The organism is Brevibacterium sp. LE-L, from assembly GCF_050214925.1.
Lineage (GTDB): Bacteria > Actinomycetota > Actinomycetes > Actinomycetales > Brevibacteriaceae > Brevibacterium.
Window position 1 is genome coordinate 2121463 of sequence record NZ_CP189759.1, and the last position, 21490, is coordinate 2142952.

18 protein-coding genes and 4 tRNA genes are annotated in these 21490 nt (G+C 65.0%); 19 read left to right on the forward strand and 3 right to left on the reverse strand.

All coding sequences use genetic code 11. From position 1 onward, the window contains the following. Positions 1–42: 42 nt before the first annotated feature. On the reverse strand, positions 43–519 hold the full coding sequence (locus ACQE2J_RS09425; protein ID WP_425120460.1) for a PGPGW domain-containing protein: 477 nt from the start codon (positions 517–519) through the stop codon (positions 43–45). 136 nt (positions 520–655) lie between these two features. On the opposite strand from ACQE2J_RS09425, the gene ACQE2J_RS09430 reads away from it, so the two are divergent. The 17 genes from ACQE2J_RS09430 to ACQE2J_RS09510 all read left to right on the forward strand — a co-directional run bounded on the left by ACQE2J_RS09430 (position 656) and on the right by ACQE2J_RS09510 (position 17203). After that, a tRNA-Gly gene (locus tag ACQE2J_RS09430) sits at positions 656–728 on the forward strand. 26 nt (positions 729–754) lie between these two features. Continuing rightward, positions 755–825 (forward strand) — tRNA-Cys (locus tag ACQE2J_RS09435). A gap of 30 nt (positions 826–855) precedes the next feature. Next, positions 856–927, forward strand: a tRNA-Val gene (locus tag ACQE2J_RS09440). A gap of 37 nt (positions 928–964) precedes the next feature. Then, positions 965–1036: transfer RNA gene (locus ACQE2J_RS09445), tRNA-Val, on the forward strand. 161 nt (positions 1037–1197) lie between these two features. Continuing rightward, entirely contained in the window at positions 1198–2436 is a 1239-nt protein-coding gene (locus ACQE2J_RS09450) for a DUF4352 domain-containing protein (protein WP_426936260.1), read from the forward strand. A 207-nt stretch (positions 2437–2643) separates the two neighbouring features. After that, positions 2644–4650 carry a threonine--tRNA ligase gene (gene thrS / locus ACQE2J_RS09455; RefSeq protein ID WP_426936261.1) on the forward strand — a complete coding sequence of 669 codons (2007 nt, stop codon included), beginning with the start codon at positions 2644–2646 and terminating at the stop codon, positions 4648–4650. Beyond that, positions 4647–5252 (forward strand): HIT family protein, encoded by a 606-nt coding sequence (locus ACQE2J_RS09460; protein ID WP_135542430.1) that lies wholly within the window; start codon positions 4647–4649, stop codon positions 5250–5252. Before thrS ends, ACQE2J_RS09460 begins: the two co-directional genes overlap by 4 nt. After that, positions 5249–7195, forward strand: a complete 1947-nt coding sequence (locus ACQE2J_RS09465) for an alpha/beta hydrolase family protein (protein ID WP_426936262.1) — start codon at positions 5249–5251, stop codon at positions 7193–7195. The genes ACQE2J_RS09460 and ACQE2J_RS09465 overlap by 4 nt, the downstream gene beginning before the upstream one ends. Positions 7196–7325: 130 nt before the next feature. Continuing rightward, positions 7326–7805: an NUDIX hydrolase gene (locus ACQE2J_RS09470; RefSeq protein WP_135542433.1), complete on the forward strand. Its 480-nt coding sequence runs from the start codon at positions 7326–7328 to the stop codon at positions 7803–7805. A gap of 107 nt (positions 7806–7912) precedes the next feature. Continuing rightward, entirely contained in the window at positions 7913–8665 is a 753-nt protein-coding gene (locus tag ACQE2J_RS09475; protein ID WP_135542435.1) for a YebC/PmpR family DNA-binding transcriptional regulator, read from the forward strand. Further along, on the forward strand, positions 8665–9261 hold the full coding sequence (ruvC, locus tag ACQE2J_RS09480) for a crossover junction endodeoxyribonuclease RuvC (protein WP_135542437.1): 597 nt from the start codon (positions 8665–8667) through the stop codon (positions 9259–9261). The genes ACQE2J_RS09475 and ruvC overlap by 1 nt, the downstream gene beginning before the upstream one ends. A gap of 108 nt (positions 9262–9369) precedes the next feature. Next, positions 9370–9966, forward strand: a complete 597-nt coding sequence (gene ruvA, locus ACQE2J_RS09485; RefSeq protein WP_135542439.1) for a Holliday junction branch migration protein RuvA — start codon at positions 9370–9372, stop codon at positions 9964–9966. Between the two features lie 50 nt (positions 9967–10016). Then, positions 10017–11060, forward strand: coding sequence for a Holliday junction branch migration DNA helicase RuvB (ruvB, locus tag ACQE2J_RS09490; RefSeq protein ID WP_135542462.1), 1044 nt, complete (start codon positions 10017–10019; stop codon positions 11058–11060). A gap of 81 nt (positions 11061–11141) precedes the next feature. Then, entirely contained in the window at positions 11142–11678 is a 537-nt protein-coding gene (locus ACQE2J_RS09495) for a preprotein translocase subunit YajC (RefSeq protein WP_240690106.1), read from the forward strand. 38 nt (positions 11679–11716) lie between these two features. Continuing rightward, positions 11717–13873, forward strand: coding sequence for a protein translocase subunit SecD (gene secD, locus ACQE2J_RS09500; protein ID WP_426936263.1), 2157 nt, complete (start codon positions 11717–11719; stop codon positions 13871–13873). Further along, a complete protein-coding gene (secF, locus tag ACQE2J_RS09505) occupies positions 13870–14886 on the forward strand; it encodes a protein translocase subunit SecF (RefSeq protein WP_425120457.1) in 1017 nt (338 codons plus the stop codon). Before secD ends, secF begins: the two co-directional genes overlap by 4 nt. A 19-nt stretch (positions 14887–14905) precedes the next feature. Beyond that, positions 14906–17203, forward strand: a complete 2298-nt coding sequence (locus tag ACQE2J_RS09510) for a RelA/SpoT family protein (protein ID WP_135542442.1) — start codon at positions 14906–14908, stop codon at positions 17201–17203. Here the strand turns inward: ACQE2J_RS09510 and ACQE2J_RS09515 are convergent. Next, positions 17182–17736 (reverse strand): hypothetical protein, encoded by a 555-nt coding sequence (locus ACQE2J_RS09515; RefSeq protein ID WP_426936264.1) that lies wholly within the window; start codon positions 17734–17736, stop codon positions 17182–17184. The genes ACQE2J_RS09510 and ACQE2J_RS09515 overlap by 22 nt on opposite strands. A 142-nt stretch (positions 17737–17878) precedes the next feature. Next, positions 17879–19231: a DUF349 domain-containing protein gene (locus ACQE2J_RS09520; protein ID WP_425120454.1), complete on the reverse strand. Its 1353-nt coding sequence runs from the start codon at positions 19229–19231 to the stop codon at positions 17879–17881. 119 nt (positions 19232–19350) lie between these two features. Between ACQE2J_RS09520 and ACQE2J_RS09525 the strand changes: the two genes are divergently transcribed. Beyond that, a complete protein-coding gene (locus tag ACQE2J_RS09525; protein ID WP_135542448.1) occupies positions 19351–19995 on the forward strand; it encodes an MBL fold metallo-hydrolase in 645 nt (214 codons plus the stop codon). Between the two features lie 132 nt (positions 19996–20127). Continuing rightward, positions 20128–21462, forward strand: coding sequence for a histidine--tRNA ligase (gene hisS, locus ACQE2J_RS09530; RefSeq protein ID WP_135542449.1), 1335 nt, complete (start codon positions 20128–20130; stop codon positions 21460–21462). Positions 21463–21490: the final 28 nt, after the last annotated feature.

Genomic DNA, 21490 nt, shown 5'->3' on the forward strand with positions numbered 1-21490 from the left:
GTGCGGACGTGCGTGGCGGGTTCGGGTGCGCAGGGCGGATGTTCAGTGCAGACCGAGCAGTTCGAGCACACCGAGATCCGGCACCCACCCCGGCAGGCCGGTGAGGCGCAGGGTGCACCAGACGATGAAGCCGACGAAGGCCGCGGTGACCGCGCCGACGGTCCAGCGCACCCACAGCCGCTGGGCCATGATCCAGCGCGTCCACCGCTCGACATTCACGCGCACGAAGTGGAGCAGTCTCCGCGCCCAATGGAATTCGCTGGAGATGACGAACAGGCCGATGATGACGATGAGCCATCCCGGACCGGGCAGGGGCACAAGGACGAGGCCGATGAGCACGATGAGTGTGCCGAGTCCGCCGACGATGCTGCGATAGATGCGGGCGGTGTGATGGTTCGCCAACACCATCCGGCGCCAGCGGAGGAAACCCAGACGCAGTTTCCGCCACGGTCGGGGGCCCTGGCGATGGTGGCGTGACAACCAGCCCTTGGGGCGGGCGCGGGGACGTTCGTCGTTCACCCCACCACTATAAGTTGGCCAGCCTGAATGCTCGATCTGCGCATGTGATCACGATCACCCGATTCCGATTTTGCGTATGCCGCCCCCTCCGTATAGAGTTGTATCTCGTTGCGAGGGAAACCCCGCAGCGAGAAATGCGGATGTGGCTCAGTTGGTAGAGCATCACCTTGCCAAGGTGAGGGTCGCGGGTTCGAGTCCCGTCATCCGCTCGGAGGCGTCATGGCACTGCCTTGGCGGTGGCGTGGCCGAGAGGCGAGGCAGCGGCCTGCAAAGCCGTATACACGGGTTCGAATCCCGTCGCCACCTCGGATGGTCAGCAGCAATGCTGACCGACCAGCGCGATTGGCGCAGCGGTAGCGCGCTTCCTTCACACGGAAGAGGTCACTGGTTCGATCCCAGTATCGCGCACAGGGACCCTCGGGTTCCGGTGCAACAAAAGAATAGAGCGCGATTGGCGCAGCGGTAGCGCGCTTCCCTGACACGGAAGAGGTCACTGGTTCGATCCCAGTATCGCGCACAGAAGAAGCCCCGGGCAATCCGCCCGGGGCTTCGTGCATCCCCGAAGACTCGTGAACATCCGGCTCTGTTGCAGGTTTGGAACGCGAACATCATGCAGTGGCAGGCGGGTTTGCTAGTACGCTTGGCCTTGTATCTAACGACGATGACTTCGGAGCATTCATGTCTAATCCTCAGAACCCCTACGGTTCCGGTGACGGTTCGGGCGGGAACAACCCGAACGGCCAGAACCCCAACGGTCAGAACCCGAACAACCAGCCGCCGAGTGCGCCCGGCTACGGCAACGACCAGAACGCGGGACAGCAGCCTCCCCAGTACGGATCCCAGCCGAACTACGGCCCGGGCGGGAATGACGGTTCGCAGGGGTACGGACAGCAGCCTCCGCAGTACGGTTCGCAGCCGAACTACGGTCAGCCGAACGACCAGAACCAGTACGGACAGCAGCCGAACTTTGGTCAGCCGAACGACCAGTACGGCCAGAACCAGTACGGCGACAGCCAGTACGGACAGAGTCAGTACGGCCAGAACCAGTACGACGCCAATCAATACGGACAGCAGCCGGCCTACCCGGGTGCCGAAGGGTCGTCCGATCAATTCATCCCGGCCAACCCGAACGCCGCCTACGGGCAGTACCCCTCGGGCGGCGGCACCTCGAAGAACATCTGGGGCATCCTCGCACTCATCGGCGGCATCGTCGGCGTCCTCGGCGCCTTCGTCTTCGGCGGCGGCGCGCTCTTCGGCATCGCCGCGATCGTGTTCGGATTCCTCGGACTCTCCGCGATCAAGAAGGGCCTGGCGAACAACAAGGGCTTCAACATCACCGGCATCGTCCTCGGCGGAGTGTCGATCCTCATCTCGATCGCCGTCGTGATCTTCACCATCCTCGGACTCGGAATCCTCGGCAAGGCCATCGACGAAGCCGCAAGTTCCTCGGCCCCGGCCGATCCGAGCCAGGGTGCCGGCCAGGACCCCGCCGAGAACAACGACGGCGAAGACGCTGCGCCCGCTCAGGCCGGCGAGGTCGAGATCGGCACCGATGTCACCGCCGCGATCAATGTCCGCTCGGGCACCGCGGGAGAATACGCCTCCGGTGCCGAGTCGACGAATGGTGAGATCGCCATCGTGACGATGACCGTGAAGAACGACTCGAGCTCTGACGTGAAGATGACTCTGACGAATCTGACCGCCACTGATGGAGGCAGCAAGGAATACGACGACGTCTTCGACAGCGGAAACTACAAGGGTTCGCTGGCCTTCACCGATCCCGTGCCTGCCGGCGGCGAAACGACCTATGAGCTCGCCTTCGGTGTTCCCAAGGCCGAAATCGATGGGATGCACCTCAAGCTCAAACTCGTCGACGATCTCGGCAAGGGCAAGGACTTCGAGTTCTACAAGCAGTGATGCTGTGAACCCGTGGCGTCGAGGCGGCCGATCGACACCTCGACGCTGCGACGCCGGCAGCGGCAGGCTCGGTCTGGGCGGCGGTCACACGACTGCCGCCCGACTGATCTGTCACCGTCGAAGTGGTACTAGAATCTAAGGGCGAGAAGTCCTCGATCCGGACGACCCCGGCCGGACTCAGACGAACACAGACGAACGGAGAAATCAGTGGCAGACAGCATCGACTGCGCGGGCGAAAGCATTCCTTGGAAAGAGGGGCTGACCGGAACGGAGATCTTCTCCACCGACCGCACAGTCGTCGCGATGTGGCTGAACGGCGAACCCGCCGATCTCAGCCGCGAACTGCAGCCAGGTGATCGGATCGCTCCGATCACCATCGACTCCGAAGCAGGACTCGATATCCTCCGGCACTCGACCGGGCACGTCACCGCCCAGGCTGTTAAGGAGCTCTTCCCCGGCACCAAGCTCGGCATCGGCCCCTACATCACCGACGGCTACTACTTCGACTTCGACGTCGCCGAACCCTTCACTCCCGAGGACCTCAAGGCCATCCAGAAGAAGGCCGCTCAGATCGTGAAGTCCGGTCAGACCTTCAACCGCGTCGTCGTCACCGAAGACGAAGCACGTCAGCGCATGGCCAACGAGCCGTACAAGCTCGAACTCATCAACGACAAGGGCTCGGGCTCCGACGACGGCTCCTCCGTCGAGGTCGGCGGCGCCGAGCTCACCGTCTACGAGAACGTCGACCGCAAGGGCGAAGTGGTGTGGCAGGATCTGTGCCGCGGCCCCCACCTGCCGAACACGAAACTCATCGGCAACGGCTTCGCCATCACTCGGTCCTCGGCCGCGTACTGGCGCGGCGACCAGGCGAACGCGAGCCTGCAGCGCGTCTACGGCACCGCCTGGGCGACGAAGGACGACCTCAAGGCCTACCAGGATCGCATCGCCGAAGCCGAACGTCGCGACCACCGCAGACTCGGTGCCGAACTGGACCTGTTCTCCTTCCCCGAGGAGCTCGGCTCCGGCCTGCCCGTCTTCCACCCCAAGGGCGGAGTGATCAAGCGGGAGATGGAGGACTACGTCCGCGCCCGTCACATCGCCGAAGGCTTCGAATACGTCGGCACCCCGCACATCTCGAAGGAGACCCTCTACTACACCTCGGGCCACCTGCCCTACTACGGGGAGAACATGTTCCCGGCGATGTCCGTCGATGAGGTCCGCGACGACTCCGGGGCCGTCGTCAAGGACGGCACCCCGTACCGTCTCAAAGCGATGAACTGCCCGATGCACAACCTCATCTACCGTTCCCGCGGTCGGTCCTACCGTGATCTGCCGCTGCGGCTGTTCGAGTTCGGCACCGTCTACCGCGACGAAGCTTCCGGCGTCATCCACGGTCTCACCCGTGTGCGTGCCCTGACCCAGGACGACTCGCACTCCTACGTCGCCCAGGAGGACGCGGCGAAGGAGATCCGCCACCTGCTCAACTTCGTGCTCAGCCTGCTGCGTGATTTCGGCCTCGACGACTTCTACCTCGAGCTGTCGACCCGTGACGAAGAGGGGAAGAAGGCAGAGAAGTTCATCGGCTCCGACGAGCAGTGGGCAGAAGCCACCCGCGTGCTCGAGGAGGTCGCCGATGAGACCGGTCTCGAACTCGTCGCCGATCCCGGCGGTGCCGCATTCTACGGACCGAAGATCTCCGTGCAGGCCCGAGACGCAATCGGGCGGACCTGGCAGATGTCGACCGTCCAGCTCGACTTCAACCAGCCCGAACGCTTCGGCCTCGAGTACGTCGCCGCCGACGGCACACGCAAGCAGCCGGTGATGATCCACTCCGCGAAGTTCGGGTCCATCGAACGCTTCCTCGGCGTGCTCACCGAGCACTACGCCGGCGCTTTCCCCGTGTGGCTGGCACCCGTCCAGGTCACCTGCATTCCCGTGGCCGAGGAGTTCAACGACTACCTCGTCGAGGTGGCCGAGCAGCTGCGCGCGGCAGGTGTCCGAGTCGAGATCGACGACAGCGACGACCGCTTCGGCAAGAAGATCCGCAATGCCTCGAAGTCGAAGGTGCCCTTCACCCTCATCGCCGGCGGCGAGGACCGCGAGGCTTCGGCCGTGTCCTTCCGGTTCCGCAGCGGTGAACAGGACAACGGCGTTCCCGTCGCCGAGGCGGTGCGCCGCATCCTCGACGCGATCGAGACCAAGGCCCAAGTATGAGCGAAGGCCGCGAGGACGCGACCGTGCAGGACAACAGCGGCGGCCGCCTCGGTGAGGGGATTCCCTATCCCGAGGCCGCCGCCGGGTTCCCCGGTGAGCCCGACGGCTTCCAGCGCCTGTGGACCCCGCACCGGATGGTCTACATCGACGGTCAGGACAAGCCGAAGGATGCGGGGGAGTCCCAATGTCCGTTCTGTTCGGCTCCGTCGAAGACCGACGCCGAGGGGCTCATCGTCGCCCGCGGCGAGACGGTGTTCGCCGTGCTCAACCTCTACCCGTACAACCCCGGCCACCTGCTCATCTGCCCCTACCGGCACGTGGCCGACTACACCGATCTCACCGCCGACGAGACGAACGAACTCGCCCGGTTCACGCAGAAGGCGATGCGCGTCATCCGCGCCGTGTCCGGCCCCCACGGATTCAACCTGGGAATGAACCAGGGCCCCGTCGCCGGTGCCGGCATCGCCGCGCACCTGCACCAGCATGTGGTGCCGCGGTGGGGTGGAGATGCGAACTTCCTGCCCGTGATCGCGCAGACGAAGGCCCTGCCGCAGGTGCACGCCGATGTGCAAGCGCGGCTGTCAGAAGAATGGAACAGATGAACCCCGAAGACCTCGACACACTGGCCGAATACTCCTCACCCGTGCTGCGCGGCGACGAAGCCGTCATCACGATCCGCAGACCCGACCTCGAATCGAACAGCTACCTGTCCCAGCTGTTCACCCTGACCGCAGACGACTCGCGTCGGCTGACGCATGCCTGGCACGATTCGTCCCCGCTGGTCGGCCCGAATCGGTCCGGATACCTCAGCGCGGAGAAGAAGTCGGCTCCGCAGCTCCACGTCGGCGCCACCCTGGAGACGGCGCACCAGATCACGGACAGCCACCTCGGCGTGTCCGAATTCGCCCTCGACGATGCAGGATCCCGCGCCCTCTACATCGCCCGCGCCGCCGAGCCCGGCCGCTACGGTCAGGACGAGGACATCCCCGCCGCCGAGGAGGCCCCGCGCCGGATCACCTCCGCGGCCTATCTGAGCAACGGCCTCGGGTACACGAACGACCGACCCGCCCGCGCCTTCCTCGTCGATCTCGCCGAACCCGGAACGGGCACGGTCGGAATCCGCGGTGCCGGGGAAGTTCCGCTCTCAACGCTTCTGAACGCACCGGTGACCGATGTCCACGATCCGCAGTTCTGCCCATCCGGAACCCGGATGTCCGTGGTCTCGGCACTCCACCCCGACGAAGGCCAGCCGGATCTGCGTTCGACGGTGTGGCTGCTCGGGGGCGAGGAGCCGACCCCGCTGCAGCTGCCGCGGATGAGCGTGAGCATGCATATCTGGCTCGACGAGGACTCCGTTCTGCTGATGGGAAATGATCTCACCCGCGATGAACTCGACTTCGTCGGACAGATGCCCGGGCTCTACGTCCACGAGCTGCGCACCGGAACCACACGGCGCCTGACCGACCCGGAGACCGTGGCGCTGGCCCCCATCCGCCCGCAGATCCGCGGGGGAGCGGCCATCGCCGTCATCGACACCGATGGGGCGTCCCGGCTCGTGAGCATCGACCTTGGCGCCGAGGAGATCGGCATCGACGAACTCGACTTCCTCAGTGATGACACGACCGTCATCAACGGCTTCGACATCGCGGATTCGACTCTCGTGTTCACCGGGGCGACCCCGAACTCACCTGCTGTGCTCGGCAAGATCGAACTCGACTCCGCCGCGGCCGCGGTCATCGTCAAGGAACACCCGGCACCGGCGAACTCCGTGACCCCGCAGGTCCTGCGCGTCGACGGCGAGGGCGGCTCCATCACCGGATGGTTGGCCACGCCGGAAGGACAGGGACCGTTCCCCGTCATCCTCAACATCCACGGCGGACCCTTCGCCCAATACACACACTCCTGGTTCGACGAGACCCAAGTGCTCACCTCGGCCGGCTACGCGGTCGTGTACTCGAACCCCCGCGGCTCGGGAGGCCGCACCCGCAGCTGGGGCACCGCGGTCCAAGGCGATATGGCGGCCCCGGCGATGTCCGATGTGCTCGCCGTGCTCGACTCTGCCCTGGAGACCGAACCCAACCTCGACCGGAATCGGATCGGCATCCAAGGCGGCTCCTACGGCGGCTACCTCACCGCCATGACCATCGCCGCCGACCACCGCTTCCGCGCCGCGATCGTCGAGCGCGGATACCTCGATCCCGACAGCTTCGTCGGCACCTCCGACATCGGACGCTTCTTCACCGAGGAGTACACGAGCCGCAGCCGCGAGGCCATCGCCGCCCAATCGCCGCTGGCCCACGCCGACCAGGTCGGAACCCCGACCCTGGTGATGCATTCGGAACTCGACTTCCGGTGCCCGCTCGAACAGGCCCAGCAGTACTATGCGGCTCTGCAGCGAGCCGGAGTCGACACGGAGATGCTCATCTTCCCCGGGGAGAACCACGAGCTCTCCCGTGCCGGGCAGCCACGCCATCGTCGACAGCGCTTCGAAGCCGTGCTCGACTGGTGGGACCGACATCTGGCGGCCCCCGCCGGACGGGCATGACCGTCGAGTTGGTCGGGAAGGCACGGTGCCGGTATCGTGCTCTCGACCCCTGTCGCGCTCTTGCCGAAAACCCCCAGCATCATTATTCTGCAAACACCTGCGTCCCCTCGTCGTCGACCACTGGAGAACCATGAAACCTCGTAAAGCCTCAAGGGTCGTATTACTCAATGAGCGCGACGAGGTTCTCCTGATCAGGGCCCAGGATCTGCTGACCCCGAGTCACCAATGGTGGATGACTTGTGGCGGCGGCTCCGAACTCGGCGAATCGGCCGCACAGACGGCGGCTCGCGAACTCGCCGAAGAGACCGGCATCGAATGCGAGCCGCACGAACTCATCGGCCCCCTGGCCACGCGTGACGAGGTCTTCAAGTTCACCGAGAAGTCACTGCGTCAGCTCGAGACCTACTTCGCGTTCCGGACGGCAGAGGACATCGAGCTCGAAGATGCGGTGTGGACGGACATCGAGAAGCGCAGCCTGCTGGAATTCCGGTGGTGGACCCGTGACGAACTCATGGCGACGACCGAAACGATCTATCCGAAGAATCTGCTCAGCCTCATCGATCTGGCGACGACCGGATCCGTGCCCGAGGTGCCGTTGGTCATCGACTGATGCGGGGCCACCCGCACCGTTGAAGCGGCGGGGACGGGCCCGGGCAGAGCGGAGAGCCTCGAGGAGCGTATAGACTTGAGAGGCTGTAACTACAGGAAGGAACACCAGTGGCAGGTCATTCCAAATGGGCAACGACTAAGCACAAGAAAGCGGCCATCGATGCCAAGCGCGGCAAACTCTTCGCCAAGCTGATCAAGAACATCGAGGTTGCGGCTCGCAACGGTGGACCTGACCCCGACGGCAACCCGACGCTCTTCGACGCCATCCAGAAAGCGAAGAAGAACTCGGTCCCCGCAGACAACATCACCCGCGCGGTCAAGCGCGGAGGCGGCCTCGACGGCTCGGGCGTCAACTACGAGACGATCATGTACGAAGGCTACGCCGATGGCGGAGTCGCCCTCCTTATCGAATGCCTCACCGACAACCGCAACCGTGCCACCTCCGAGGTCCGCGTGGCCGTGACCCGCAACGGCGGTTCGATGGCCGACCCGGGCTCGGTGACGTACAACTTCAACCGCAAGGGCGTCATCATCGTCAACGCCGCGGAGACCGACGAAGAATCGATCCTCCTGGCGACCATGGACGCCGGTGCCGAAGAGGTCAAGGACGAAGGCGAGAAGTTCGAGATCATCTGCGAGGCCACCGACCTCGTGGCTGTGCGGACGGCACTCGTCGACGCCGGCATCGACTACGACTCGGCCGAGGCCTCCTTCGTGCCTGGGCTCGAAGTCAGTCTCGATGCCGAGACCGCGCAGAAGGTCTTCACCCTCATCGATGCGCTCGAAGACTGCGACGACGTGCAGAACGTGTACTCGAACGCCGATGTCAGCGATGAGGTCCTCGCCGAACTCGACGCCTGATGCGCATCCTCGGCGTTGATCCCGGACTCACCCGCTGCGGGCTCGGTGTCATCGACACCCTGCCCGCACGGAAGGTGAAGATGGTCGCCGTCGACGTGCTGCGGACCCCGTCCGCGGACTCCGTCGACCTGCGCCTCGGATCCATCGCCGAGGCGTTCGACCAATGGTTGGACACCTACCGACCGGACGTCGTCGCCATCGAACGGGTCTTCGCCCGCAACGACGTCTCGACGATCATGGGCACAGCGCAGGTGTCCGGGCTGACGATGGGACTGGCCGCCCGCCGTGGCCTGCCCGTGGCCATGCACACGCCCTCGGAAGTCAAAGCCGCGACCACGGGATCCGGTCGCGCCGATAAGAAGCAGGTCACCACCATGGTGACGCGGATCCTCGGGCTCGACTCCCCGCCGAAGCCCGCCGACGCCGCGGATGCACTGGCGATCGCCATCTGCCATTCCTGGCGCGGGGCGCTGTCGGCGCAATCGACTCCGGGCAAGAACAAGGACCTCACCGAACGCAAGGCCGGCGGTCGGGAGGGCTCTGGGCTGACGAAGGCCCAGCAGCAGTGGGCAGACGCCATGCGCAAGGCCAAATAGTCGCCGGAACCAGCGGCATCGCGGGGTCTCTGGCGTGCCGGGACGAACGGTCAGCAGCGTTACTGCTAACCTGGATTCGTACACGTGTTCCCACCTGAAAGGCAGTCCGTGATCAGTTTCCTCAGCGGTACGGTGCATCGGATCGCAGCTGACCACCTCGTCGTGCTCACCTACGGGGTCGGCCGCAAGGTCCACGTCACCCCCGACACCCTGGCGAGCACCCGACACGGTGCGGAGATCGAACTGGTCACCAGCCTCGTGGTGCGCGAAGACTCGATGACGCTCTACGGTTTCGCCACCGAAGACGAGAACCACACCTTTGACGTCCTCCTCTCCATCTCCGGCATCGGCCCCCGCCTGGCCATGGCGATCCTGTCCGTTATGGGCCCCGACGAGCTCGCCGCCGCGATCGCGAATCAGGATGCGAACGCGCTCACCCGGGTTCCCGGCATCGGGAAGAAGGGCGCATCGCGGATCATCCTCGAACTCGAGAACAAGCTGCCGAAGCTCACCGCCTCGAGCCCGGGACCGACCCTGTCCTTCGGCGGCGGCAACCAGCAGGTCGTCGACGCCCTCGTGGGACTCGGGTGGAAGGAAGCACAGGCCGAGCAGGTCGTCGCCGACGTCGTCGAGGAGACCGGTGCTGAGGCCGGGACCTCCGTCATCCTCAAGGCCGCGCTCAAGGTGCTGGGTGCGAAGAAATGACCGGATCGTTCGAACCCGGAACAGGCGGCGATGGTGTCGACTCCTATGAGATGGAATTCGGCGATCAGTCGATGACCGGCGCCGAACGCGACCGTCTCGTCTCCGGGCAGGCCGAGACGGCCGAACGCGACGCCGAGGCGGCACTGCGCCCGAAGGGCCTGGCCGACTTCATCGGTCAGCCCCAGGTGCGCGAACAGCTCTCACTCGTCCTCGACGCGGCGAAGGCCCGGCAGAAGGCCCCCGACCATGTGCTGCTCTCCGGCCCACCCGGGCTCGGCAAGACCACACTGGCGATGATCATCGCCCACGAGATGAACGCGAGCCTGCGTGTGACCTCCGGTCCGGCCGTCCAGCACGCCGGGGACCTCGCGGCCATCCTGTCCTCACTCGAAGAGGGCGAAGTGCTCTTCATCGACGAGATCCACCGGATGGCGCGCGCTGCCGAAGAGATGCTCTATGTGGCGATGGAGGACTTCCGCGTCGACGTCATCGTGGGCAAGGGACCCGGAGCCACTGCCATCCCGCTCGACCTCCCGCAGTTCACTCTCGTCGGAGCCACGACCCGCTCCGGACTGCTGCCGGCGCCGCTGCGTGACCGTTTCGGTTTCACCGCACTCCTCGACTTCTACTCCAGCGTCGATCTGCTCACCGTGCTGCAGCGTTCGGCCCGGATGCTCGGCATCGAGGCGGATCTCGCCGGGCTGAAGGAGATCTCCACCCGCTCCCGTGGGACCCCGCGCGTTGCGAATCGGCTGCTGCGTCGCGTCCGCGACTGGGCGCAGGTGCGCGGCAGCGGCGTCATCGACGAGGAGGCCGCGGTGAATGCGCTGCGTGTCTACGAAGTCGATACGCTCGGGCTCGACCGCCTCGATCGATCTGTCCTCCACGTGCTGTGCAAACGCTTCGGCGGGGGGCCGGTGGGTCTGGGAACACTGGCCGTCTCCGTCGGAGAGGAAGCCGATACCGTCGAAACGGTGTCCGAGCCGTACCTCGTGCGCGAAGGGCTCATCAGCCGCACTCCACGCGGACGTGTGGCCACCTCGGCAGCCTGGAAGCATCTGGAAATGCAGATCCCAGCAAACTATGAGTACTGAACCCCGCAAATGAGTTCGCCTTGGACAGTGAGGACGAACTAAGCTGGTTCACTGGTTCATTCATATGAAAGGCTGATATCTGTGGATTTGTTGATCCCTCTTGCGCTTGCCGCGCTGCTGATCTTTTTCCTATTCAATTCTCGACGTAAGCAGAAGGCGCGTGCGGAGCAGATCAAGACGGGTCTGGTGCCCGGAGCGACCGTGATGACGACCTTCGGCGTCTTCGGCACCGTGCTGTCGATCGACGAGGAGAGCAACCAGGTGACCATCGAATCGGGTCCCGGCACCGTTCTGCGCGTCCACCGCCAGGCCATCGGCCAGATCGAGAACCCCGAGGCTGCCGCCGCAGCCCCCGTCGACGCTCCCGTCGCCGACGCTGCTGAGACGGACGTCGATGTCGACGACCAGGACGAGAAGCCGGCGATCACCGATGCCGAACTCGACGCCATGAACGCACGCAAGCGCGCCGAACAGGATGCCCCTGACGACGATGCCGTCGCCGCCGAGGACGATGAGGCCGCGGCCTCCGACTCCGATGCCGGGGACTCGGCTGAGGCCGAAGACGCCGCCGAGGCGGATGCCGAGTCCTCCGATTCGGACTCCGACAAGAACAACTGACTCGTCCTCGCACTCTGCTCCCAATCGAAAGCTGAAACGTGTCCGATATCGAAGAAAAGCCACGTCCTGGTTTGCGCTTCCTGTGGCTGACGATCATCACCTTGGTGCTTGCCGGCATCATCGCCGCCGGTGTCATCTGGTCGAACGCCACGACGTCTCCGAAACTCGCCCTCGACCTCGAGGGCGGAACGTCGATCATTCTGGAACCGCAGGTGTCCAAGGGCACGGACATCAGCAAGGAGCAGCTCGACCAGGCCGTGGCGATCATCCGCCAGCGCGTGGACTCGACCGGGGTCTCCGAAGCCGAGATCACGACGCAGGGCGACCGCAACATCATCGTCAACCTGCCGGGCAACCCCGATGAAGAGACACGCAACCTCGTGCGGTCGTCGGCTCAGCTCGTGTTCCGCCGGGTGGCGCTGGTCGGTGACCCGCGCTCCCAGGAGCAGATCCAGAAGGAGCAGGAGCAGAGCGGCGACAAGGGCGAGAAGTCCGACGGCGATGATGGGCTGAGCGACGAAGAGCGCAAGCGCATCGAGGACCTCACCGGCAAGGACGGCCAGGGCGACGCTCAGGGCGAGGACCAAGCTCCGGAAGGCGGCGGCGAAGTCGCCAAGGCAGGAAGCGTCTCGTCGACGGACACCGAGGCGGCCGCGAAGTCGAAGGCCGCCGAACCCTCCGGTTCGGCCGGCACTTCGGCGAAGGACGGCGAGTCGAATCAGTCGAAGAAGGTCACCGATTCGACTCCGCGTCCGCTGTTCGATCCTGAGAAGGATGCGAGCGAATGGCAGTCCGAAGACATCATCAAGGAATACACGGAGCTCGACTGCTCGGATCCGAAGAACCGCACCGGCGGCGAACAGGAGCCGGCGGACAAACCCGTGGTCTCCTGCTCCGAAGACGGTCAGGCCAAGTACATCCTCGGTCCGGTGGAACTCTCCGGTGACCACCTCGCGGATGCCAACGCGGGCTACAAGGCGGGTTCAAATGGGGTACAGACAAATCAGCCGGCGGTGAATCTTAAGTTTGACAACACCGGGCGTGAGATCTTCAAACAGATCACCTCGGACATCACCGGAAAACAGCAGCCGTACAACCAGTTCGCCATCGAACTCGACGGTCTTGTGCTCTCAGCGCCGAGCTCTGATGTTGCGATCACCGACGGCAATGCGCAGATCACCGGCAGCTTCACCCTCGATGAGGCACAGACGCTGGCCGACCAGCTGAAGAACGGTTCGCTGCCGCTGAGCTTCCAGGTCCAGAGCGAAGACCAGATCTCTCCGACTCTGGGTTCGAACTACCTGAAGATCGGTCTGCTCACCGGTCTCGTCGGACTCATCCTCGTCGTCATCTACTCGCTCCTGCAGTACCGTGTGCTCGGCCTGGTCACGGTGTCGAGCCTCGTCGTCGCCGGCGTGCTCACCTACCTGCTCCTGCTGCTGGCCTCCTGGAGATACGGCTATCGCCTGTCGTTGGCAGGTGTCGCCGGCATCATCATCGGCATCGGCATGGCGGCGGACTCGTTCATCGTCTACTTCGAACGAGTGCGAGACGAACTGCGCAGCGGGCGCAATCTGCTCTCGGCAGTCGAAGTCGGCTGGGATCGTGCCAAACGCACGATCTACGCCTCGAAGGCTGTGAACATGCTCGCCGCGGTCATCCTCTACATCCTCGCGGTCGGTTCGGTGCGCGGCTTCGCGTTCACCCTGGGACTGACGGTGATCATCGACGTGCTCATCGTCTTCCTGTTCACCCACCCGATGCTCCAGGTGCTCTCACGCACGAAGTTCTTCGGTGAAGGACACCCGATGTCCGGTATGGATCCGCGTCTGCTCGGAGTCAAACCCGCCGCCTACCGCGGTGCGCTCAACCTCTCTGTCGACGACAAGGACAAATCCCCGGAGGCCAAGCGCCGTGAGAAGGCCCGGATGCGCAAGGCCGGTCTCGACAGTGGAAGCGAGGCGGTGGAAGCCGACTCGGCTGCCGGCGATGCGGCGGTCGAGTCCGAAACGACGAAGACAGCCGCGAAGGCCGAGCGGACGACTGAGAAGAAGCCCGCCGGCAAGAAGCGCAAGACCGGAGCGGTCGCTGCCGGCGGAACCATCGCCGAACGGAAGGCGGCCGCCCGTCGGGCAGCCGAAGAGGAGGCCGCCGAAGACTCGGCGGCCGACGAAGGCAAGGAGGCTGACAAGTGAAACGGTTCTTTGCCTGGGGCAACCGGCTCCACAGCGGCGAATCATCCATCCCGTTCGTCGGCAAGGCGAAGCTGTGGTTGGGCATCGCCGGGGTCCTCGTGCTCCTCTCTCTGCTCGTGCCGCTCATCTTCGGCTTCAACTTCGGCATCGCCTTCAAAGGCGGATCGCAGTTCCAGGTCGACCACGTCACGAACACTTCAGCGAGTAAGGGCGAAAGCCTCGTCAGCGACGTCGTTCCCGGATCCGAACCGCGGCTGACACCGACATCCGACACCGCGGTGCAGATCGAGACGAACCAGCTCACGGATGCGCAGATGCAGGAAGTCCGCGACGCCCTCGTCGCCGGCTACGACATCAAGCCCGAAGAGGTCACCTCGACCTTCGTCGGCCCCGAATGGGGCAAGGACGTGACCTCGAAGATGATCCGGGCGCTCGTGATCTTCGTGGGCATCGCGCTCATCGTCATGGCCCTGTACTTCCGGACCTGGAAGATGTCGATCGCGGCCATCGTCGGCCTCTTCGCCGTGATGATCGTGACGATGGGCATCTACTCGGCCACCGGCTTCGAAGTCACGCCCGAAGCGATCATCGGCTTCCTCACCGTCTTGAGCTTCTCGCTGTACGACACGGTCGTGGTCTTCGACAAGATCCGCGAGAACACCGCCAGGTTCGGGGACAAACGCAACCTGAAGTTCTCCGAACTCGTCAACCTCGGTGTCAATCAGACGACGGTGCGTTCGATCAACACCTCGATGGTCTCGGTGCTGCCGATCGCATCGATCCTGTTCCTCGGCGTGTTCCTCCTCGGGGCCGGAACGCTGGTCGATATCTCGCTGTCCCTGTTCATCGGTACTATAGTGGCAGCCGCTTCGACGCTGTTCGTCGCGAGCCCGCTCTACGCCCTGCTCCGGTCGAACGAACCGGCGGTCAAAGCGCAGGAGCAGGCCGTGCGTGAACTACGCTTGAAGAACGGGGAAGCAGACGTCCCACCGGTGATTCACGCCGAAGTCTGACCCCGAGAGAGGAGATGTTGTGGCTTCGTCCGCTGAATCGCGCCGTCCGCGAGGCATCTCCCGCTTAGCCTGGTGGGCGGCCAGGGCACAGAACAACCCTGGCTACCCCCGAGTGCTCGGCCCGATGATCAGGGCCCTGCAGTCGAACCATCCGAAAGCGGACATCGACCTCGTCGTACGCGCCTACAAGGTCGCCGAGGAGGCTCACCGCGGGCAGACCCGGAAGTCCGGTGACGCCTACATCACCCACCCGATCGCCGTGGGCACGATCCTCGCCGAGATCGGCATGCTGCCGGTCACGCTCGCCGCCGCGCTGCTGCACGACACCGTTGAAGACACCTCGTACTCGCTTGAGGAGCTCACCGAGGAATTCGGGTCCGAGGTCGCGGCCATGGTCGACGGGGTGACGAAGCTCGACAAGCTCACCTACGGCCAAGCGGCTCAGTCCGAAACCGTGCGCAAGATGATCGTGGCGATGGCCAAGGACATCCGCGTGCTCGTGATCAAGCTCGCCGACCGTCTGCACAACGCGCGCACCTGGCGTTTCGTCCCGGCTTCGTCGAGTACGAAGAAGGCCCGAGAAACACTGGACATCTATGCTCCGCTGGCGCACCGGCTGGGCATGAACACGATCAAATGGGAACTCGAGGACCTCTCCTTCCAGGTCCTTCACCCGAAGGTCTACGACGAAGTCGTCCGCCTCGTGGCCGATCGTGCCCCCGAACGCGAGAAGTACCTGGCCACGGTCTCTGACGAGCTGCAGGGCGAGCTCAAAGAGGCCGGGATCGAATCGGCGATCACCGGACGGCCGAAGCACTACTATTCGATCTACCAGAAGATGGTCGTCCGCGGACATGAGTTCGCCGACATCTACGATCTCGTCGGAGTCCGTGTGCTCGTCGAGTCCGTGCGCGAATGCTATGCGACTCTCGGCATCGTCCACGCCCGCTGGAACCCTGTTCCCGGGCGGTTCAAGGACTACATCGCGATGCCGAAGTACAACATGTACCAGAGCCTGCACACAACGGTGATCGGCCCGGGCGGCAAGCCCGTCGAAATCCAGATCCGCACCTACGAGATGGACCGTCGGGCGGAATTCGGCGTCGCCGCGCACTGGAAGTACAAGGATCTGAACAAGTCGTCGAAGGCCGCGACGTCGAACACCGCCCGGTCGGTCAAGGTCTCCGACGCCGGAGCGGTCGATGACGCGGCCTGGCTGCGTCAGCTGCTCGACTGGCAGCGGGAAGTCAGCGACCCCGACGAGTTCCTCGACAGCCTCCGCTACGAGGTGAACTCGAAGGAGGTCTACGTCTTCACGCCCAAGGGCGATGTGATGAGCCTGCCGGCCGGTGCCACCCCGATCGACTTCGCCTATGCCGTGCACACCGAGGTCGGACACAAGACCATGGGAGCCCGCGTCAACGGCCGCCTCGTCGCACTCGACACCGAGCTGAAGAACGGCGACTCCGTCGAGGTCTTCACTTCGAAGGACGAGAACGCCGGGCCCAGCCGCGATTGGCTCGGCTTCGTCAAGAGCCCGCGGGCCCGCAGCAAGATCCGCCAATGGTTCTCAAAGGAACGCCGCGAAGAGGCGATCGAGAACGGGCGCGAACAGCTGGCCCGCGCGATGCGCCGCCATTCGATCTCCGCCGCCTCACTGATGAGCCAGGAAGCCCTGCAGGTCGTGGCCACGGAGATGCGTCTGCCCGATGTCAGCGCCCTCTATGCCGCGATCGGAAACGGGGTGTCCTCGGCCCAGCACGTCGTCGACCTGCTGGCGAAGGAAGTCGGCGACGATGACGAAGAGGTGGTGCTGCCGCCGGAGCCGCGCAACCGCACCGGCCAGTCGTCGGGTCATCACTCATCGTCCGAAGGAGTGACGGTCAAGGGCGTCGACGATGTGCTCGTCAAGCTCGCCCGCTGCTGCACTCCGGTGCCCGGGGATGAGATCCTCGGCTTCGTCACCCGCGGTTCGGGTGTCTCTGTCCATCGTGTCGACTGTCCGAACGTCGCTTCTCTGAAACGGGAGCCCGAACGGATGGTCGAGGTCGCCTGGGGTGAGAAGACCAGCGGCATCTACCTCGTGCAGATCCAAGTCGAAGCGCTTGACCGCTCGGGTCTGCTCTCCGACATCACGAAGGTGCTCACCGAAACGCATGTGAACATCCTCTCGGCCTCCGTGGGCACCTCCCGGGCACGGGTGGCGCAGTCGAAGTTCGTGTTCGAGATGAGCGACGCGAGCCACTTGGACACCGTGCTCTCCGCCGTGCGGAAGGTCGAGGGCGTCTTCGACGTCTACCGCATCTCCGGCGGCTGAGTCCGCCGGTCGAGCGCCTGCCGCATCTGGGCGACGAACGGTCGGCGAGTGACAGCGGAGAGATACTCGCGGAATCGGCGGGCCAGACCGTCCGGGACCTCATCGAGGATGCCGCGCAGACTGTGTGCCGCCTCGTTTCCGGGGTGCCGGAAGTGCGGGAAGAGCAGATCGTAGAGGGTCCGCTCCTCCGTTGTGATCGGCAGATCGTCGATGCGCAGCCATTCGTCATCGGCGATCGCGATCTCGTGGACGTCGACACCGTCATCGGCGACCCAGCGTCGCCGCGGCACGGTGATGAAGCTGAGCAATGACGGAGCCCTCCCGAGACCCCGGTGGACCCACCAGGCGCTGTCATGGGAGAGGGCAAGCCCGGGAGGGATCGCCGAGTGCAGCGCCGCCATCCTGTCGGCGGGGGAGAGGATCGCCCCCTTGCGCACCCACGTCGATTCGGTGAGCCGGATGAGCAGACCGTCGAGCGTGAGCTCCGTGAGCTGCTCGTACCCGTAGTCACGCAGATGAAACAACGCCTCCATACTCCGACTATCGTCGGGTACGGAGGCGCTGACAAGACCCGCCGCCGGGCCTGTGGATAGTCACCGACTCGACCACCTGTGCCTGTGGACAGTCACTCAGCGGCCGACCCGGGCCAGGCCGGAGCAGTTGACGGTCGCGGTCTCAGTCGAGTTCGGCCGCCGTCTGCGCGAGCTGGTCCCGCCACGCGCGCCGGGCCTCGAGGGCTTCGAGAGCCTCGGCGACGGCCTTGTCGTCGCCGCCGGACTTCGCGTCCTCGAGCTTCTTCTCGAGTTCGACGATCGACTCATCCAGCTGGCTCAGAGCCCCCGAAGTGCGCGCCTTCGTCTCCGGGTTGCTGCGCTGCCACGCGGCCTCTTCGGCTTCGGCGAGGGCACGTTCGACCTCACGCAGGCCGTTCTCCATCCGTGAGATATCCGCGCGGGGAACCTTCCCGGCCTCTTCCCATTCGTCCTGGATGCTCCGCAGCTGCTTCTTCGCCGCCACCGGGTCCGTGATCGGCAGCAGCGCCTGTGCCTTCTTCAGCAGCTCCTCCTTGACGACGAGGTTGCCCTTGAACTCCTCGTCGAGCGCGGCGTTCTCGGCATCTCGAGCGGAGAAGAACACATCCTGTGCTGCACGGAAACGTGCCCACAGGGCATCGTCGTCCTTGCGCGAAGCCCGTGGAGCCGCCTTCCACTGGCTCATGAGTTCTTTGTACCTCTGGGAGACTGTGCGGAAATCGGTCGACGCGGACAGCGACTCCGCCTCGGTGACGATCTTCTCCTTGATCCGCTTGCCCTCGGCATTGAGTTTGTCGAGTTCGGCGAAGAACTCCTTGCGCTTGTGTTCGAAGGTGTTCCGGGCCTGCGAGAATCGTCCCCACAGTTCCTGGTCGACGGCACGCGGCAGACGCGGACCGCTGCGCTGCATGTCCTTCCACTGCGCGAACAGCTCCCGCAGCCGCGCCCCCGACTGCTTCCACTGGATCTTCGCGGGGTCCTGTTTGGCGAGGGCCTCGGCCTCGGCGACGAGCTCCTCACGGTCCTCCGCGGCCTGCAGCTTCGCCGCCTGGGCGCGTGCCGCCTGCTTCGACTCCGTGGCTTCGGCATCGGAGACGAGTGTGTCGAGAGTCGCGCTGAGACCCTTGAGATCACCGACGACATTGGCTTCGGGCAGCGTCTCCTGCAGGGACTTCGCCGCGGATACGATCTCCCGGCCGGGGGCCCCGGCCGAAAGGCGGTTGCGCAGCAGCACGGCGCTTTCGGCGAGTTCGACGTACTTCTTCGCGAAGTACTCGAGTGCCTCTTCGGGTGTGGCGTCCGGGTACTGGCCGACGGGACGCTCGCCGTCAGAGGTGGTGACGAACACATTGCCCTCGGCATCGGCACGACCATGTGTCACCGCGCGAGCCACCTCGGCGTCGTGGTCGATGTGGTTGGCACCGACCACCTGCGCGGCCTGCGGGCGAGGCAGGGACGACGGACGGGGGGTCGGCTTCGGTGTCGGGGTCGACATGGTTCTCACCTTGTTTCCATCGGTCGAACCGGCGGGGCTTTCCACCCGCCGATCACTCGATTACGGGATAGACGTTATCCCAGCATAACCATCAGCGTGCCGGTAGATAGACTTTGCACATGGATGTGTTCTCAACCCGTGCCGAATTCCTCGATGTCAACTGCTACGCCGTGCGTGCCGCCGGCGGCAGCGACTGCATTCTCATCGACTCCGGCTACGACTGCGCCCCCGGACTCGACCGCCTCCTGGTCAAGGAGGGACTCGAACCGCGAGCGATCTTCCTCACCCACGGGCACCCGGACCATATCCTCGGCCTGAGGAATGTGCTCGCCCGGTGGGATGTTCCCGTCCACCTCGGCGACGCCGACCGATACCGTTTGGACGATCCTGCATCGACACTCAACCCGCAGTTCGCGGCGATGCTCGCTCCTCTCGTCCAAGACTGGCACGCACCGGAGGTCATCGACGTCGCCGACGCCGAGAGCTTCGAATTCGCTGGTCTGACGGTCACGGCCCTGGCCGCACCCGGACACACGGAAGGATCGATGCTGCTGCGCGTCACCGACGGAGACGAGGAGATCATCTTCACCGGAGACGTCGTCTTCGCCGGAGCCATCGGCCGAGTCGATCTGCCCGGGGGAGACGCGCAGGCGATGCGGGAATCGCTCAAGGCCTTCGCGACACTGCCCGACGTGCCGATCTATCCTGGACACGGCCCGTCCTCGACAGTCGGACGCGAATTGGCCTCGAACCCGTTCTTCTGACACCGCGGGGACCGAACCCGCACCGGCAGAGGCGTCCTCCGCACCTGTTCATATCGACCGCAGAACCGCTGAGCAGCGACACTCAGCACCGATACACCGACACTCAGCACCGAACCGAAAGCAAGGAGCACCATGGCGAAGTCAGCCCGTCTGTCCGGATTCCCGGAACGACTTCCGGCCGAACGCGTGATCGAGAAGACCATCATCGACACCCTCGAACACACCTTCGCCCTGCACGGGTTCTCCGCGCTGAGCCACCGGGCGGTCGAACCGATCAGCCAACTGGCCAAGGACGGAGAGATCGACAAGGAGATCTTCGCCGTCTCCCGCCTGCACTCCGAAGGCACCGAACGCAACCCGCTCGGTCTCCACTTCGATCTCACGGTGCCCCTGGCCCGGTACATCGCGGACAACGCGAACGAACTGAGCTTCCCGTTCAAAGCCGCGCGCATCCAGCCCGTCTGGCGCGGCGAACGCCCCCAGGCCGGCCGCTACAGGGAATTCATCCAAGCCGATATCGACGTCATCGCCGACGGCGAACTGCCCGGCCACTTCGAGATCGAGATCCCGTTGGCCGTCGCCGATGCCTTCTCCCGACTCGCACCACTGGGCGTGCCCGGCGTCAGGATCGTCGTCAACGACCGGCGGCTGCTCGAAGGCTTCGCCCGCGGCATCGGACTGACGAACATCCAAGCCGTTCTGCGCTGCCTGGACAAGTACGACAAGATCGGGCCCGAGGAAGTGGCGAAGCTGCTCGCCGTCGAAGCCGGAGCGGATGAGGAACAGCAGCAGCTGTGCCTGCGGCTCGCTGCGATCGAATCCGACTCCCCGGACTTCGCCGCAGAGGTCCGCGCACTCGGCGTCGAACACCCGCTGCTCGATGCCGGCCTCGAGTCTCTGACGACGCTGCTGACAGCAGCGGCGGAACGGGCTCCCGGAGTCGTCATCGCCCAACTCAAGATCGCCCGCGGCCTCGACTACTACACCGGTGCCGTGTACGAGACGCAGCTCATCGGGCACGAAGAGCTCGGCTCCGTGTCCTCCGGCGGCCGCTACGATTCGCTCGTGAGCGTGGGGAAGAAGACCTACCCGGGGGTGGGCATGTCCATCGGCGTCTCTCGTCTCATGGCGTTCATCCTCGGCGAAGAATCGGACGTCCGCGCCACCCGCGGCACCCCCTCGGCGGTCGTCGTCGCGGTCACCGATGATGCCAAGCGGGGTGAAGCCGATGCCGTGGCCAGCGCGCTGCGAGCCCGCGACATCCCGTGCGAGGTCTCACCGAACGCGGCGAAGTTCGGCAAGCAGATCCGCTACGCCGAACGTCGTGGCATCCCCTTCGTCTGGTTCACCGATGGAGAGTCCGGCCACGAGGTCAAGGACATCCGCACCGGCGAACAGGTCTCGGCCGATCCCGCTGCCTGGGCTCCCAGCGCCGACGACCTGTGGCCGCGGGTGTACAGGGCCTGACCCGCAAACGACTATCATTGTTCACGCG